This is a genomic window from Cellulomonas sp. WB94, assembly GCF_003115775.1.
Taxonomy (GTDB): Bacteria; Actinomycetota; Actinomycetes; order Actinomycetales; family Cellulomonadaceae; genus Cellulomonas_A.
In genome coordinates, this window is sequence record NZ_QEES01000002.1 from 536052 (window position 1) to 551223 (window position 15172).

The 15172-nt window shown below is 71.5% G+C and carries 15 protein-coding genes; 3 read left to right on the forward strand and 12 right to left on the reverse strand.

Annotated features, from left to right (window positions below; translation table 11 throughout):
* Window positions 1-71 precede the first annotated feature (71 nt).
* Window positions 72-1355, reverse strand: a complete 1284-nt coding sequence (locus tag DDP54_RS03615) for an MFS transporter (RefSeq protein WP_109130590.1) — start codon at window positions 1353-1355, stop codon at window positions 72-74.
* Window positions 1356-1359: 4 nt separating this feature from the next.
* Window positions 1360-3576, reverse strand: a complete 2217-nt coding sequence (locus DDP54_RS03620; RefSeq protein ID WP_109132329.1) for a glycoside hydrolase family 3 protein — start codon at window positions 3574-3576, stop codon at window positions 1360-1362.
* 223 nt (window positions 3577-3799) lie between these two features.
* Here DDP54_RS03620 and DDP54_RS03625 point away from each other — a divergent pair, with 223 nt between their 5' ends.
* Complete coding sequence (locus tag DDP54_RS03625) at window positions 3800-4417, forward strand: TetR/AcrR family transcriptional regulator (RefSeq protein ID WP_109130591.1); 618 nt, start codon at window positions 3800-3802, stop codon at window positions 4415-4417.
* 37 nt (window positions 4418-4454) lie between these two features.
* Here DDP54_RS03625 and DDP54_RS03630 read toward each other — a convergent pair whose 3' ends face one another.
* Genes DDP54_RS03630 through DDP54_RS03640 form a run of 3 tightly spaced genes read right to left on the reverse strand, consistent with a single transcriptional unit; the run spans window position 4455 to window position 7757 of the window.
* Window positions 4455-6098: an ABC transporter permease gene (locus DDP54_RS03630; RefSeq protein ID WP_109130592.1), complete on the reverse strand. Its 1644-nt coding sequence runs from the start codon at window positions 6096-6098 to the stop codon at window positions 4455-4457.
* Window positions 6095-7015 (reverse strand): ABC transporter ATP-binding protein, encoded by a 921-nt coding sequence (locus tag DDP54_RS03635; protein ID WP_109130593.1) that lies wholly within the window; start codon window positions 7013-7015, stop codon window positions 6095-6097. The genes DDP54_RS03630 and DDP54_RS03635 overlap by 4 nt, the downstream gene beginning before the upstream one ends.
* A gap of 46 nt (window positions 7016-7061) precedes the next feature.
* Window positions 7062-7757: a TetR family transcriptional regulator gene (locus tag DDP54_RS03640; protein WP_242448201.1), complete on the reverse strand. Its 696-nt coding sequence runs from the start codon at window positions 7755-7757 to the stop codon at window positions 7062-7064.
* 149 nt (window positions 7758-7906) lie between these two features.
* Between DDP54_RS03640 and DDP54_RS03645 the strand changes: the two genes are divergently transcribed.
* Window positions 7907-8278 (forward strand): DUF2255 family protein, encoded by a 372-nt coding sequence (locus DDP54_RS03645; protein ID WP_109130595.1) that lies wholly within the window; start codon window positions 7907-7909, stop codon window positions 8276-8278.
* Between the two features lie 33 nt (window positions 8279-8311).
* A complete protein-coding gene (locus DDP54_RS03650) occupies window positions 8312-9298 on the forward strand; it encodes an aldo/keto reductase (protein WP_109130596.1) in 987 nt (328 codons plus the stop codon).
* Between the two features lie 7 nt (window positions 9299-9305).
* On the opposite strand, the gene DDP54_RS03655 is transcribed toward DDP54_RS03650, so the two are convergent.
* The 7 genes from DDP54_RS03655 to DDP54_RS03680 all read right to left on the reverse strand — a co-directional run bounded on the left by DDP54_RS03655 (window position 9306) and on the right by DDP54_RS03680 (window position 15102).
* Complete coding sequence (locus tag DDP54_RS03655; RefSeq protein WP_109130597.1) at window positions 9306-9620, reverse strand: putative quinol monooxygenase; 315 nt, start codon at window positions 9618-9620, stop codon at window positions 9306-9308.
* A gap of 84 nt (window positions 9621-9704) precedes the next feature.
* Entirely contained in the window at window positions 9705-10061 is a 357-nt protein-coding gene (locus tag DDP54_RS18075; protein WP_158274442.1) for a hypothetical protein, read from the reverse strand.
* Window positions 10019-11398, reverse strand: coding sequence for an acyltransferase (locus DDP54_RS18805; protein WP_277949578.1), 1380 nt, complete (start codon window positions 11396-11398; stop codon window positions 10019-10021). The genes DDP54_RS18075 and DDP54_RS18805 overlap by 43 nt, the downstream gene beginning before the upstream one ends.
* Window positions 11395-12576: a glycoside hydrolase family 88 protein gene (locus tag DDP54_RS03665; protein ID WP_109130598.1), complete on the reverse strand. Its 1182-nt coding sequence runs from the start codon at window positions 12574-12576 to the stop codon at window positions 11395-11397. The genes DDP54_RS18805 and DDP54_RS03665 overlap by 4 nt, the downstream gene beginning before the upstream one ends.
* 41 nt (window positions 12577-12617) lie before the next feature.
* A complete protein-coding gene (locus DDP54_RS03670) occupies window positions 12618-13301 on the reverse strand; it encodes a ferredoxin-NADPH reductase (protein ID WP_242448202.1) in 684 nt (227 codons plus the stop codon).
* Between the two features lie 5 nt (window positions 13302-13306).
* Window positions 13307-14197, reverse strand: a complete 891-nt coding sequence (locus DDP54_RS03675) for a carbohydrate ABC transporter permease (protein ID WP_109130600.1) — start codon at window positions 14195-14197, stop codon at window positions 13307-13309.
* A complete protein-coding gene (locus DDP54_RS03680) occupies window positions 14197-15102 on the reverse strand; it encodes a sugar ABC transporter permease (protein ID WP_109130601.1) in 906 nt (301 codons plus the stop codon). Before DDP54_RS03680 ends, DDP54_RS03675 begins: the two co-directional genes overlap by 1 nt.
* Window positions 15103-15172: the final 70 nt, after the last annotated feature.

The window sequence follows — 15172 nt, forward strand, 5'->3', positions numbered from 1 at the left end:
CTTCCGTAGACGCGCGGCGGGCAGCCCGACGGCCTCGGACGACGCTGAGGTCGCCCGAGGCCGTCGAGAGGTCATCGCACGCGGCGGATGGCCAGGAACGCGCCGCAGGCCAGCAGGGCCGAGGCGGCCGCGACCGCGAAGATCGCGTGATAGCCGAACGCCGTGATCACCGCGGCCGAGACGATCGGGCCGGCGATCTGGCCCCCCGTGTTGGCGAGGTTGAGGATGCCGAGGTCCTTGGCGGCCGTCTCCGGGTTGGGCAGGACCGAGATGTTGAGCGCCTGGTCCACGGAGTTGAACACGCCGAGACCCGTCCCGGCGATGAGGGCGTAGAGCAGGATCATCTTCGGCTGCGCCGACAGGAAGGGCATGAACACCCCGACCCCGATGAGCACGGCCGCGATGATCACCGGCGCCTTGAGGCGGCCGATGCGGTCGGCGATCGGGCCGGCCACGAACGCCATGACGATGCCGGTCACCATGATGATCGTCGCCGTCATCGCGATGTAGGCGGCGGTGTCGGCCTTCCCGAGCAGCATGTAGTCGGTGAGGATGTAGAGGATGTAGCCCTGCACCGAGAACTTCGCGAGCATCACCAGGAACTTGCCCACGAGCGCGAGGTAGTAGTCGCGGGCGTCGCGGTGCGCGAAGACGAAGTTGTCCATCACCATGCGCGAGCTGAAGGCCTTCTTGGGCATCGGGAGGCTCGACAGCTCACGGAAGCAGATCGACGCGGCAGGACCCGCGAGCGCCGTGACGACCGCCATGACGGCGAAGCCCGCGCCGATGTTCTCGAGGAACTGCGCGCCGATCAGCTGGCCGAGTCCCGTGCCGATGCCGATGCCGAGCGCGTACGACGACGCGATCGAGCCGCGGAACCGCGGGGCGATCCGGTCCGACAGGGTGCCGAGGAGCGGCGCGATGATCGAGTTGAGGAAGATCTGGTAGACGGCCCAGACCGCGACGAGCGCTCCGGCGCTCCGCACCTGCCCGAGCACCACGAGACTGACGAGCGAGCCGATCGACCCGACCCAGATCCACGGCGTGCGGCGACCCCACTTCGACCGCGTGAGGTCGGACGACGCGCCGATGAGGATGTTCGCGACCGTGGCGACGACCATCGCGACGGTCGAGTTCAGCGCGACGATCGCGGCCTTGTGGACGCTGTCGATCTCGGCGATGCGAGCCGGCAGGAGGATGCTCACGGAGCCGAGGTAGGCGACGATCCAGCAGAAGGCCCCGACCCCCAGGCCGATGGCGAGGCGCAGGGGGAACTTCGGCTGGTCGGCGTCGGTCGTCGACGGCTTCCAGCTGTCGATCTCGGGCGGGTCCGTGACGACGCTGTTCATGGACATGTGGTCAATCCTCCAGTAGTGCGGTCGTGACCGCTGCGGCGGGGTCCCCCCAGAAGCGGGCGGCCTCGATGCGAACGGCGCCCGGCGGGCACCGAAAGATGTGGGCGGAGCCGTCCCAGCGGGACAGCGGCCGCAGCGAGGCGTCGACGCTCACGCGCGCGTCCTCGCCCGGGCCCAGGTCGACGACGGTGAAGCCCAGGAGCTCGCGCTCGCCGGCTCGGTCGCCGTCGAGGCGCGTGCCGTAGACCTGGACGTTGGCGCGACCGGCACGCGGACCGACGTTGGCGACGACGACGGTCACGTCCAGGTGGTCGGCCACGCGCTCGCCGACCTCGACCGAGACCTGCTCGAACCCCGTGTAGGTGAGGCCGAACCCGAGCGGGTAGGCCGCGACCTTCCCGTCGCGTGCGAGGAGTCGCTGGCCGTACCACCGGTCGTACGTGATCTCGGTCGCGTCGATGTCGAAGAACGGCAGGTCGTGCTCGCTCGCGGGGATCGCGTAGGGCAGGCGGCCGCTGAAGTCCTCGGTCCCGAGCAAGAGGTCGGCGAGCGCGTGCCCGCCCGCCATGCCCGGGTACCAGGACATCACCAGCCCGGGGACCCGCTCGTGCCACTCGGACATCAGCACCGCGCCGGCCGCGACGACGACGACGACGGTCCGTGGGTTGGCCGCGGCGACGGCCTGGATCAGCTCGACGTCGGCCGGCAGCAGGTGCAGGTCGCGTCGGTCGCCGCCGAGCTCGGGGCGCGCGCCCGCGGCCGCCGCGCGCTGCAGCATCGTGTCGCGCACGCTCCGCTCGACGTCGGTGCGCGGCTCGGGGTAGAGCGCCATGAGGTCGTCGCGCACGTACACGCGCCCGTTGACCCACTCGCCCTCCTCGGCCGCCGTGTACCCGACGACGACGACCGCAGCGTCGGCGCCTGCCGCGACTGCGGTCGCGCGCGCACAGTCGGAGCCGTCGTCGTGCCGCACGTCGGTGCCGGGAAGTGCGGCACGCAGCCCTTCGAGGGCGGTCACCACGTGCAGGGCGTGGACGTTCGACGAGCCGTGGTCGCCGGTGGTCGGCACGTCGGCGAGACGGCCGACGACCGCGAGCGAGCAGAGGCGATGGGCCGCGAGCGGGAGGACCGGCATGCCGTCCACCGGCTCGTTGCGCAGCAGCACCATCGAGCGGGTGGCGACCTTCCGGGCGAGCGCGACGTGCGCGGGCCCGGCAATCACGTCGACCGTGGGCTCGACCGGCTCGCGGGCGGCATACGAGCGCAGCTGCTCGCCGAGCAGCCGCAGCCCGGCGCGCTCGACGGCGCCCCAGGTCGCGGTCCCGCCCGCGAGCTCGGCCGGCAGCCCCGCGGCGCGCAGCTGCGCGAAGGGCGCCTCGAGGTCCAGCCCGGCCTCGAGCGAGCGGCCCGGGTCGCGGATCGCCCAGATGAAGTCGCTGAGGACGAACCCTTCGAAGCCCCACTGCTCGCGCAGGACGTCGGTGAGCAGCTCGCGGCTCGCGCTCGCCCACTCTCCGTTGACCGCGTTGTAGGCGCACATCACCGAGGCGGCACCCGCCGCGAGCGCGCGCTCGAAGTGCGGCAGGAAGTCCTCGTGCAGCGTCTCGTCGTCGCACCGGACGTCGACGTCGAACCGGGAGTTCTCGAGGGAGTTGAGCGCGAAGTGCTTGACGCACGCCATCGCGTTGCGCTGCACGCCGCGCACCAGGGCCGCGCCCATCTCCCCGAGCAGGATCGGCTGGTCGGAGTACGTCTCCTGCGACCGGCCCCACGCGGGGTGGCGCGGCAGGTTGATGCAGACACCGCCGAAGAAGTTGCCACCGGATGCGCGCACCTCGGCGCCGATCGCCCGGCCGATCTCCTCCTCGAGCGCGACGTCCCAGGACGCCCCTCGCGCCATCGACACCGGGAACGCGGTGGCATTCCCGATGACCACGCCACGGGGCCCGTCGATGAACCGCACGCCCGGGATGCCGAGCCGCGGCACGGAGCCCATCGAGTAGGGCACGTGGTTGTAGCCCTGCTCCATGATCCCGAGCCGCCCGGTCCAGAACGGCACGTCGCCGTGCAGGACCGACAGGCGCTCGGCGTCGTCCAGGAGCAGGTAGAGCTCCCGCGCCACGGCCTGCGGGTCGGCACCTGCCGCTACCGCGACGACAGCCTGGTCGAAGGCGGTCCCCTGCGTGCTGAGCTGGTCGGTCGGTACTACGAGCTGCGTCATCGCAGGTGCGTCCTTGTGGTCGTCGCCAGTCACTACTTGGTACTTGGTAGGCACCATGTAGTGCAGACCTTAGGAGGCCTGGCGTGCGGGTGTCAACACGCCCCAGGCGACGGCGCGGCGGTAGCATGGCCGCCGTCGCCGCAGGTCGAGGGCGAGGGCACCAGCACCCCGCCGGCACAGACCGGCACGGCAGGTGGCGGACGAGCGGCGAGGCGGGACGACGGTGGGCACACTCGGCAGGGGCACGGGCCGTCGGCTGGAGCCCCAGGAGCGCAAGACCCAGATCATCAACGTCGCCGCCCGGCTCATCGCCGAGCGCGGCTACTGGGGCATCTCGCTGCAGGACGTCGCGTCGGGCTGCGGCATCACCGACACCGGCGTGCTCCACCACTTCGGCAGCAAGGAACGCGTCCTCCTCGCCGTGATCGAGCGACGCGACGAGGACGACCGCACCGCGCTGGCGGCTCGCCTCGGGGTCGAGCGGTCAGACCTCTACGCGTCCATCCGCACCACGGGTCTCGTCGACCTCTGCGAGGCGATGATGCGACGCAACGCCGAGCAGCCCGAGATCGTCCGGCTGTACTCGGTGCTCAGCGCCGAGTCCCTCGACCCGCACCACCCCGCGCACGACTACTTCGTCGAGCGCGAGCGCATCGCCCTCGAGACGTTCGCTGCCGCGCGCTGCGACATGGCCGGCGACCCCGCGTCGCGAGCACGCATGGTGCTCGCCGCGATGGACGGAGTACAGCTCAGGTGGCTCCGGGACCTCGAGCACCTGGACCTGGTCGACGAGTGGGGCCACCTGGCACACGTCCTGCTGGGCGGAGCCCCCACCCGCTGACCCGTCGGCCAGGCGAACGGCACCGACCCCCGATCGATCACCCCGGCAGCACGTCGCGCCGTGCGAAGCGGTCGAGACCGGTCCAGAGCAGTGCCGCGGCCACGAGGGTCAGGATGACGAGCGGCGTCCAGGTCAGCGGCTCGAGCGGCTGGGTGGGGGTCGCGGAGAACGGCAGCGCGTCGAGCACCCAGCTGGGCAGGTGCAGCGCGTCGCCGACGATGACGATGAACCACATCGCGGCGAGCACCCCCCACGTCAGCGGGATCGCGAGGCGCGGCAGCCACCCGAACAGTGTCACCGCCACCCCGACGAGCACCATGACCGCGGGCCAGTAGGCGAGGGCCGCTCCCGCCAGGCGGCTCGTCTGGCCCGGGTCTCCGATGATCGAGCCGTAGCCGGCCCCGATGCCCGCTCCGCCGATCGCCAGCAGGACAGCCGACCCGGCCGCGGGGACCAGCAGGCGCTCGACGGCCCACCGGGTCCGGGACAGGGCCCCGGCCAGCTGCGGCTCGACGATCCCGCTCGCCTCGTCGGCCCGCAGCGTGACCGCGGACTGGAGCGCGAACACTGCCGTGATCATGGCGATCATCACGACGAGGAGCGACAGCAGCGCATCGACGCCGGTCCCACCCAGCATCGCCTCCGCCAACGGCCCGGCGTCCTTGATCAGGTCGGTCATGGCCTGGACCACGGACCCGAAGAGCAGCGCGCACAGGACGATCGTGACGGTCCAGCCGATGATGGGGCCGCGTTGCAGGCGCAGCGCGAGACCGAGCGGCGTGGCATACCGGGCGGGTGCCGCAGCCGGGCCCGGGCGCTCCGGGATCAGCCCGGAGCCGAGGTCACGGCGCGCCTCGAGCACACCCGCCACAGCGAGCAGCCCGGCGGCGAGCACGACGAGGAGGGCGAGCGGCCACCACCGGTTCGCACCCCATGGCGCCATCTCCTGGCCCCACCCGACCGGCGAGGCCCACGTGAGGCGCCCGTCGCCGAGGTCCCCCACCATCCGCAGCACGTACAGGACACCGAGGACGATCGAGCCGAGCCCGTTCGCGCCGCGCGACGTCGACGCGACCTGACCGGCGATCGCTCCGATGCCGAGCGCCACGAGCCCGACGCCGGTCACCGAGGCACCGGTGAGGAGCGAGCCGGTGATGCCCGCGCCGTCCGGGTCGAGGCCGCCGGCCACCGAGGCGAGCGCGAGGCCCGCACCGACCGCCACGCACAGGGCGGCGTTGACCAGCCACGACGCCGCAGAGTAGGCGTGCAGCCCCAGCACCCGCGATCGGAGCAGCTCGGTGCGGCCGACCTCCTCGTCGGCGCGTCCGCTGCGGGTCACGAGGAACACGACGCCGAACGCGAGCGACAGGGCGGTCGTCATCCAGATCTTCGTCCAGACCGCACCACCCAGCGTGGCCGGCGCCGCGGCCAGACCGGTGAGCGCCTTGATCCCCGGGGTGTTGCTCAGCGCAGCGAAGTCGTCGAGGGCGGCCTGCGTGGCGAAGACGCTCTTGTAGTACGAACCGACATACCCGAACATCCCGACCAGCACCACCCACCACACCGCCAGGCGGACGCGGTTGCGCCGCAGGACCAGCCGCACCATCGAGCCCAGCCCGGCCAGGGTGTCGGCTGCCGGGCGCCGCACCGCCGTCGGCGTCCGCACCGCCGTCGCGGTCATCGGTCGCCGCCGCTCAGCGCGGCGAGCTCGTCACCGTAGTGCCGCAGGAACAGCTCCTCGAGCGACGGCGGGTTGGCGACGAGCGAGCGCGGCTGCAACCGGGCGACGGCGCTCAGGACCGCCGGCAGCTCCGCATCGTCGACCGCGAAGGTGATGTGGCCGTCGAGCCGCCGCAGGTCGTGCACGCCGGGCAGCGCGGCAAGGCCCTCCGGACCGCCGTCGAGCACCACGGTCACCTGCGAACGCGTCAGGTGACGGAGCTCGGCGATGGTGCCCGCCTCGACCGTGACGCCGTCGCGGATGATCGTCACGCGGTCGGCGAGCCGCTCCACCTCGGCGAAGATGTGGCTCGACAGCAGCACCGAACGCCCGTCGGCCTTCACCTCGAGGATCGACTCGGTGAACGCCGCCTCCATGATCGGGTCGAGGCCCGACGTCGGCTCGTCGAGGAGCAGCAGCTCGGCGTCCGACGCGAGCGCGGCGACCAAGGCGACCTTCTGCCGGTTGCCCTTGGAGTACGCCCGGGCCTTCTTGGTCGGGTCGAGCTCGAACCGGTCGAGCATCAGCTTCTTGCGCTTCGGGTCGAGGGAGCCGGACAGCCGCGACAGGATGTCGATCGCCTCGCCGCCGGTGAGGTTGGGCCAGAGGGTCACGTCGCCCGGGACGTAGGCGATCGACCGATGGAGGCGCACCGCGTCAGCCCAGGGGTCACCGCCCAGGACGTCGACCCGCCCGCCGTCCGCGCGCAGCAGCCCGAGCAGGATGCGGATCGTCGTCGACTTCCCCGAGCCGTTCGGGCCGAGGAAGCCGGTGACCTGGCCGACCGGGACCGTCAGGTCGAGGCCACGCAGGGCATGGACTCGACCAAAGCTCTTCGTCAGGCCCTCGACCTCGACGGCCATCTGCGGTGCGGACATCTCTCGTTCCTTCGTCTGCGGCTGAGCGGGCGGGCGGCGGGCGCCGTCACGCGGTCTGCGGTGATGCGGGCCCCTCGGTGCGTCCGCCGGGCGGCTCCCACAGGTACTCCAGATAGTCGTCGAGCATCTGCCGACTGGCCAGCAGACCCTCGGTGTACAGCTCGAGGATCGGCAGGACGGCCTCCTTCTGGGCGTCGTGCAGGGATGCGATGAACTCGTCCGGGGTGAGGCCGGGCGACGTCAGGAAGCGCACGAGCATCGCGCCCATCGCCTGGTGGGTGAGGTAGCGCAGCCGCGCCTCCTCGTCGCGCGACGGTCGCGCCAACCCGCTCGCGACACTCTGGGCCATGACGACGCGGGCCTGGTCGACGAGGCTGTCGAGGAACCTGCGGGCCGGCTCACCGCCCGCGTTGACCGCTCGGAGCATGTACACCGTGATCGTGCTGGCGACCCCGGGGACGGTCAGCTGGGCAAACAGAGACGCGCTCGGGTCGGCGATGGCCTCGGTCTTCAGCGCTCGGTAGTGCCGCAGCACCTCGGCGTCGCACTCGGCCCGCAGCGCGGCCTTCGAGCCGAAGTGGTGCGTGATGAGGCCCGGGGAGACGTCGGCGCGGGCCGCGATGGTCCGGAACGAGGCGCCGAAGCCTTCCAGGGCGAACGCCTCGATCGCCACGTCGCGGATCCTCGCGCGTGCGGTCAGGTCGGATGCCGAGCGTTCGTCCGGCACAGCGGCTGTACCCACGACCAGCATCCTATACGCGTGACCAGTCCGACACGCCAGCGCCCCGGCTCCGAGCGGCGTCCTTCGCGTCCGAGGCGCGACGGGGGCACTGCCAGTACCTGGTTCAGCAGGCACTCCCCCGCGGCGTCGTTCGGGGGTTTGCTTGTGCCATGAGCACGTGGACACCCCGGGCAGCACGGTCCCTCACCGCACCGCAGGAGGTGCAGGTCGTCATCCGCCGCCCCGACGGGACGCTGCGCCCACCCCGCATCATCTGGATCGTCGGCGACGGCGACCAGGTCTTCATCCGCTCGGTCAACGGACGCACCGCCGACTGGTTCCGTGGCGCGATCGCGACCGGCACCGGACAGGTCCTGGCCAGCGGCACCGCCTACGAGGTGGCCTTCACCGAGGCCCAGGGCAGCGACCTCTCCCGGGTCGACGCCGCCTACCGCCGCAAGTACGGCGTGTACGCGTCCATCGTCGACAACCTCGTGGAGGACGGGCCGAGAGCCGCCACCCTCGAGGTCCACCCCGCCTGACGCACCCGCACCGCCGCGACACAGGAGCTCACCATGCATCTCCGCACACTCGGCCAGGGCCTCGAGGTGTCCGCCATCGGGCTCGGCTGCATGGGCATGTCCCAGAGCTACGGCCCCAACCCCGGCTCTCGCGCCGACATGATCGCCGTGCTGCGCGGCGCCGTCGAGCGCGACGTCACGTTCTTCGACACGGCCGAGGTCTACGGCCCCCATGTCAACGAGGAGCTCGTCGGCGAGGCCCTGGAGCCCCTGCGCGACCAGGTCGTGATCGCCACGAAGTTCGGCTGGGACATCCAGGACGGCAGGTCGGTGGGTCTCGACAGCCGGCCCGAGCAGATCCGCCGGGTCGCCGACGCCTCCCTCCGCCGGCTGCGCACCGACGTGATCGACCTGTTCTACCAGCACCGGGTCGACCCTGACGTCCCGATCGAGGACGTCGCGGGCGCGGTCAAGGAGCTCGTCGAGGCCGGCAAGGTCCGCCACTTCGGGCTCTCCGAGGCCGGGGCGACGACGATCCGCCGCGCCCACGCCGTCCACCGGGTGACGGCCGTGCAGAGCGAGTACTCGCTGTGGACCCGCGACCCGGAGCCGGAGGTGCTGCCGACGCTGGCCGAGCTCGGCATCGGCTTCGTGCCGTTCAGCCCGCTCGGCAAGGGCTTCCTCACCGGCACGGTCGACCCCGGCACCTCGTTCGCGCCCGGCGACATCCGCGCGACGATCCCGCGGTTCGCCCAGGACAACCTGCCCGCGAACACTGCCCTGGTCGAGCACGTCCGTCACCTCGCCGACACCAAGGGCGCGACACCCGGCCAGGTGGCCCTCGCCTGGCTGCTCGCGCAGCAGCCGTGGATCGTGCCCATCCCGGGCACCCGGCGCCTCGAGCGCCTCGAGGAGAACGCCGGGTCCACACAGGTCCCGCTCTCCGCCGACGACGTCGCCGACCTCGACGCCGCCGCAGCGCGGATCGGCGTCCAGGGCAACCGCTACAACGACACCAGCATGTCGATGGTCGGCCTCTGACCCGCCGTCAGGCCGTCGGCAACCCGCGCAGCGGACCGAAGGCCAGGACCTCCACGTCGGGAGGGCCGGCGAGCAGCTCCTCCTTGCGCGCGTGGAAGTCGATGACGTGGGGCGCCCGCTCATGGGCCTGGAAGGCGTCGTCGTCGCGATACACCTCGTAGAACACCCGTGAGAGCGGCTCGTCGAGTGACCGGTGGGTGGCGTATACGAGCGTCCCCGGCTCCTTCGCGGTGATCTCGGCCACCGCCGTGGCGGTCAGCTCGTCGAAGCGCCGCGCGGCGGCCTCGTCATGCACCCGGAATCGCACCAGCAGGCAGTACATGGGTTCAGCATCCCCTGCATCCGGTCCGGTCACCACCTCGTCGCCGTCTCGGCCCCCTCCGCACGGCGGTTCGAGCGCCTGGCCTCAGCCGGCGTCGTCGGCCCGCCCCAGACGAGCTGCCGGTCCGGCCCGGTGCACACCGCGTGGCTCGTACCCCAGCGCGTCGGCGTGCCCGACGAGGTCCGCGGCGTACCACGCCACGGCCAGGCCCATCTCGGTCCCCTGCAGCGACGGCGGTCGTCCGGGCCCGAAGGCCAGGCCGCTGCCCGGCACCCAGGAGTCCGCGACCCGCGCCAGCACCTGCGCGCCGACGTCCCGCACCTCGCCCGCCCGGTGGGTCGCGCCGGTCCGGGTGGCCCACCAGAGCAGGTGCACGACGTCGAGCAGGTCGCACGCGGTCACGCGGTGGTCCAGCGACAGCTCGGCCGCTCGACGCAGCACGGTGTCCACCAGAGGTACACCCCCGGCTCCCACCCCCCACTGCGCGAGCGTCCCGCGCACGAGGCGGTAGGTGCCGTTGATCGCGGCGCGCAGGTCCGCCGCGTCAGCCCCCACAGGCCGGATCCGGGGTCGCGCCGGGACATCGCCCAGCCGGCCAGCGTCTCGGCGAGGCCCGCCGCAGGACGGCCGGCTCGCAGCTGCCAGGTGAGCGCCGTGCCGACGGCGTCGACCAACGCGCCAGATCCCCAGGCTTCCGTCCGCCACGGCAGCGCGTCGAGCAGCCCGACGAGGGCAGGGGCGTCCAGCTCTGTGATCGCACGCACGGGATGCGCGAACGACGACCCGAGCAGGTCGAGCGCGTACCCGACGCTGAGCACGTGGTACGCGCGCTCCTGATCGGGCAGGTCACGCACGGGAAGGTCACGCACGGGCAGTCGCGCCGACGCGTCGGGCCCCGTGACCACGTCCGGCCACCGTCCGCCGACCAGCTCGTCGACCAGACCCGTGTCGGCGTGCTGCACGCCGCGCAGCCGCTCGACGTGCTCCTCGCGAGACAGCTGCGTCGGGGGTGCCATGGTGAGCAGCACAGCGAGCTCGACCGCGTCGGCATGCGCCCGCACGGTGGGCGTCGCACCCGGCGAGTCGCGGTACAGCCCGTCCGACCACGCCCTCTCGATCACCTCGCCGACCTGCGCGCGCGCCTGCTCACCGAGCTGCCGCGCCTGCTCACGGGAACGCACGACGGGACCGGCGACGCCACGACGACGCACGACCCGCGCAGGGTTCCCGACGACGACGGCTCCCGCCGGGACGTCCCTCGTCACGACCGCAGCGGCGCCGACCACGGCATGGGACCCGATGCGCACACCGTCGAGCACCATCGCATGGCTGCCGATCCAGACGTCGTCTCCCACGTCGATGCCGATGCTGCTCAGCGGCTGGCGGTAGATCTCCGTCGACGTGTCGTCGAAGCCGTGGTCGAAGCCGAGCAGCGCCGCCTGCGCGCCGACCCGCACGGCGCGACCGAGCCGGACGCGGCCGCGCACGACCGCCGCGACGTTGACGGAGCAGTCCTCCCCGATCTCCACGTCGCCGGTGACGTGCGCATGCGCCGCGACGTAGCTGCGGTCTCCCAGCACGAGCCGGTCCGGATGAACCGCGGCCAGGCCGGAGACCACGCAGCCCTCCCCCACGACGTACCCGCGCGACCGGAGGCCCGCCAGCCGTTCACGCTGGTCGCCCTTCTCGGACTTGTCCGACAACCGGTCGAAGTCCCAGGCCGCGAAGTCTGCCGCGAGCGGCTCACGGGCCGACGCCCCTGGGCCGGCCAGGGTCACCAGTACATCTCCCAGTCCGGGAGGAGCCTCCGGGTGATCGCCTCGAGGTAGAAGTAGTCGCCCCAGAGGTTCCCCTCGTCCACCCCCACCTCCTTGGGCAGGTCGTAGACCCCGTGCAGCAGCAGGGCGTTCGAGCCGGGGTGGCCCGCCGTCGTGTAGCCCGCGATCAGGGCGTCGAGGATCTCGTCGGAGGCCCGGGCGTAGTGCGACGCCAGCTCCCCGGCGGGTGTCCGCCGCGCGAGCTCGGCCAGTCCGCACGCCGCGATGGCCGCCGCCGAGCTGTCGCGCTGCTGACCGCTCCCCTCATGGAACACCAGGTCCCAGTGCGCCACCCGGTCGGCGGGCAGGTGGTCGAGGAAGTAGTCCGCGCACCGCTGTGCGGCGGTCAGGAACGACTCGTCGCCGGTGTGGCCGTAGTTGAGCGCGAAGCCGTAGATCCCCCAGGCCTGCCCGCGGGCCCAGCACGAGTCGTCCGCGTGACCCTGCTCCGTCGTGCCGAAGAGCGCCGCGCCGGTGACCGGGTCCCAGTGGAAGGTGTGGAACGTGGTGTCGTCCGGGCGGATGATGTGGTCGCGAAGCTGGGCGACGTGGCGGGTCGCCGCCTCGGCGTAGCGCTTGTCCCCACTGACCTCGCTGGCCCAGAACAGCAGGGGCGTGTTCATGAGGCTGTCGATGATCGTGCGTCCGCGCTGGCCCGGGTCGTCCAGGTCGCCCCAGGCCTGCAGGATCCCGGCCGGCTCGAGGAACCGGTCCATCAGCCGGTCGGCCGCCAGCACCGCCGCGTCCCGCGCGACCTCGTCGCCGGTCAGGCGCCAGGGCACCACGCACCCCAACGTGTAGAGGAACCCCAGGTCGTGCGTGGCCACGTCGACGCGACCCTCGACCCTGCGGGCGAAGCCGGCCACGTGCCCCTGGGCCGCGGACCGGTACGTGTCGTCGCCGGTCAGCTCGAAGGCGAGCCAGAGCATGCCGGACCAGAAGCTCGTGGTCCAGCCCACGTTGCTGCCGGCCGGCAGGTCACCCGTCGGTGGCCGCAGACCGTAGACCTCGTCCACGGTCGTGTCCCCCGGGTACCGGTCGCCGAAGGCCGCGACGTTGGCGTCGATGGTCGTCAGGGCGCGAGACAGCGCCGCCCTGGCCGCGCTGTCGCGGGTCGGACGAGCCTCGGTCGCGGTCATGGCAGGTGTCTCCTCGGGGATGCGGGGTGGTGTCACGGCGCTCACGCGGCAACCACCGGCGCGGCAGACGGCGCCAGGACCGGGCGCAGCGTGAACCGGCTGTTTCCCCAGACGGCGTAGAGCAGCGGGGCGGCCGCGAGGCCCATGGCGATCGCGGGCTTGGCCGCGAACAGGGCGAGCAGCAGGCCGAGCGTGGCCAACGAGGCTGCGGTGAGGTACCACCGGCGCACGGCCAGGTACACGCTCGCCCGCAGGACGTCACGGACCCGGGCCGTGGGCACCTCGGCGAGCGCGGCGAACGAGAGCACCGTGACCGCCAGCACGAGCACGATGAGCACGACGAGCACAGGGATCGCCACGGCGCCCACCGGCCGGCCCCACAGCGCACGCACGTCCACGGCGAGCACGACGGTGGCCGTCGCCGCCAGGGCGCCCAGGCGCAGCGCCCCGCGGGCCGACGCCCGCCACGCCCGCACGAAGGTGCGGACGACGTCGACGGACCCGTCGGCGGTGTACGCGGCGAACACGGCGAAGGCCGCGCACACCGCCGGTGCGCTCACCGTGGCGAGCACGGCCAGCAGCGGCCAGGACCGCACGGGATCGGTGGTCACGAGCCCGACGACGAGCGGCAGCGCGCCGACCACCAGCAGCAGGTTGGTCATGAGCGCCAGATAGACCGTGCCGAACACGGTGGTGTACATGTCGTGCGAGATGAGGCGTCGCATGCCGGTCATCCCTTGAGCCCGCTGGTCGCGATGCCCTCGACGAAGTACTTCTGACCGAGGATGAAGATCAGCGCGATCGGGAGCACCGACAGGACCGAGCCGGTCATGATGAGCGCGTACTCGGCGTTGTACTGGCTGATGAAGCTGCGCAGGCCGAGCTGGATGGTCCACAGCTCCGGGCTGCGCAGGTAGATCAGCGGCCCGAGATAGTCGTTCCAGGTGTTGGTGAACGTCAGCAGCGTGAGGCTGGCCAGGGCCGGCACCGACAGCGGCAGGATGATCCGCCGGTAGATGCCGTACTCCGACAGCCCGTCGATGCGGGCGGCCTCGCTGAGCTCCTCAGGGACCGACTCGTAGAACTGCTTCATGAGGAACACACCGAACGCGCCGAACGCCTGCAGGGCGATGATCGACCACAGCGTGTTCGACAGGTGCACCTTCGACATGAGGATGAACTGCGGGATCATGTAGGACTGCCACGGCACCGCGATCGTTCCCACATACGTCAGGAACAGCACGTCGCGCCCCGGGAAGCGCACCTTGGAGAACCCGTACGCGGCGAAGCTTCCGGTGAACACCTGCAGCGCCGTCACTGCGACGGACAGCACCATCGTGTTCTTCAACCACGTGGCCATGTCGGCCTTGGTCCAGATGTCGACGTAGTTCTGCCAGACGAAGACGTCCGGCACCCACTTGATCGGGATGGTGAACACGTCGTTGTTCGTCTTGAGGGACGACATCACCATCCAGTAGAACGGCAGGAGCACGCCCGCAGCGGCGACGATGAGGACGACGTACAGCAGGATCTTGCGCCAGCCCCGGAGCCGCGTGCGCGGACCCGTCGGCGACGAGAGGTGGAGCTGGGCGGGTGGCGACGTGACGATCGTGGCGGCCATCAGGCGTCCCTGCGCTTGTTCATGAGGAACTGGAAGATCGTGATGGCGATGCAGATCGCGAAGAGCACGATGGAGATGCTCGAGGCGTACCCGAACTGGTTCTCCACGAAACCCTTCTGGTAGATGTACTGCGAGAGCACGAGGGTCGACTGCCCCGGGCCGCCGTTGGTCATCACGAGGATCAGGTCGAACACCTTGAAGCTGCCGATGGTGAGCATCACGGTGATGAAGAAGGTGGTGGGCCGGAGCGAGGGGATGGTGATGTTCCGGAACCGTTGCCACGCGTTGGCGCCGTCCACCCGCGCCGCCTCGTACAGCTCACCGGGGATGCTCTGCAGGCCGGCGAGGAAGAGCAGCATGTAGTAGCCCATCTCCCGCCACGTCCCGACGATGATGACGGCCGGCATCGCCCAGGTCCCGGACGTGGTCCAGCCGGGCGGGTTCGAGACGCCGATGGCGTGCAGGAACTGGTTGATGGGGCCGTACTGCGGGCTGAACAGCATGTTCCACACGACCGCGATCGCGACGATCGACGTGATGTAGGGGAAGAACGCCGCGGTCCGGAAGAACGCCACGCCGCGCAGCTTCTGGTTGAGCAGGATGGCCAGTCCCAGCGAGATGACCAGGGTCAGCGGGATGTGGAAGACGGTGTAGTACACGGTGTTGCGGAAGGCGGTCCAGAAGCTGGCGTCGCCGACCATCCGCGTGAAGTTGGCCGTGCCGATCCACTTGGCGGCACCGAAGACGTTCCAGCTGGTGAAAGCAAGGTAGAAGAGCGCCACCACCGGGACCAGGGTGAGGAGTGCGAAGCCGACGAAGTTGGGCAGGATGAAGCTCCACCCCGTCAGGGTGTTCCGCAGTCGCAGCCGGCCGCCGGGGCGCCGTGTCGCGAGCGTCGTTGCCATGAGACCCTCCCAGGGCTCGAGTGGTGCGGGTGGGCCCGACGCAGCCGGGCCCACCCGCGGTCAGAGACGC